This is a genomic window from Gemmatimonadales bacterium (assembly GCA_030697825.1).
Lineage (GTDB): Bacteria > Gemmatimonadota > Gemmatimonadetes > Gemmatimonadales > JACORV01 > JACORV01.
The window spans coordinates 1-1,170 of sequence record JAUYOW010000096.1; the positions used below are offsets into that span (position 1 = coordinate 1).

The following is a 1,170-nucleotide window of genomic DNA, read 5'->3' on the forward strand; positions in this document are numbered from 1 at the left end:
CAACAGGCTTAAAAAGCCGATGATCACGAACACCCAGACCAGATTCTTGCGTTCGATGTTTTCCATGACTCGACTCCCGAGCTAGTAGTCTTGCGCGCGGCGGTAGACCGCGACCAGGGTCTGATACCCGTACACGCCGTCCGCACGATCGAAGGACGCGAGCGCAGACGCACCGTTGAGCCGTGCCGCCACCGCCGGCGGCAGGGCTTGGCCGCGCGCGCTTGAGATGACGACCACGGTCGCTGCCGGCGGTGCGCCGGCGGGCGCGGCGTAGTAGCGCGGCAGTGGCGCTTCCCAGGTGAAACGCAACGGCGAGGTCGCGATCCCCGGCGGCGGCACCGTGCCGGCCTCGCGGTAGACGAGGCGCTTGCGCGTGTAGAAATCGAGCAGCGGCACCGAGACCGCCGGGTTGATCGTCGCGCCCGTCTGCGCCAGCGTGAACACCTCCACCGTCTGGTCCGCGAGCCGGTCGAGAAACGCCCCGGCGTTTTCCAGGTTGGCCGCGCTCGTCTGCCGCAGGAACGGCAGGTAGCCGAAGGCGGCGATCGCGACGGAGGTCGTCACGGCGCACCAGACCACGAGCCGCTCGATCCGCGCGTGGCGCATCAGTTCCAACCCGTAGGCCGCCATTAATGCCAGCAGCGGAAACAGCGGAATGAGGTAGCGAATGCGCCCCGCACCGAACAACCCCATGACCAGCCACGGCGCGCCGAGGATGGCGTAGCGTGCATCCCGCCGTATCCAGGCCAGGAAAACGGACGCCAGCGCCGCGACCGTCACGAACGGATGGATCTGGAACAGGAACGTGGAGGCGAGACTCTCGCGCCACCGCCCCAGCCCCGGGGCCTGATAGTCGCGCAGCAGCGCGAGCTGCGCGGCGACGACGTCCTGCGCCGCTACTATATATATGGCGAGCGCGAGGCCACCGCCGGCGATGACCGCGCCGGCGCGCACGACCATCGCGGGTTGCCGGCGCTGACCCACCAGGCTCGCCGCGAGCGCCGCGGCGAGCATCGGCCAGACCGAATACTTGGTAAGCGCCGCGGCCGTCACGAGCATGGCGGCGGCCGGGATCCACGCGCCCCCGCGCGCGAGCGCCTGGATCACGGCGTAGACCGCGGCGGTGAAGAAAAACATCGTCGGCACATCCACCAGCATGAGCGGCACCTG

Annotated in this window: 1 protein-coding gene; it reads right to left on the minus strand. The window is 69.0% G+C overall.

The genetic code is table 11. The features are described from left to right. Window positions 1-81 precede the first annotated feature (81 nt). Window positions 82-1,170, minus strand: a 1,089-nt coding sequence (locus tag Q8Q85_04815) for a hypothetical protein (protein MDP3773569.1), incomplete at its 5' end; no start/stop codon positions are given.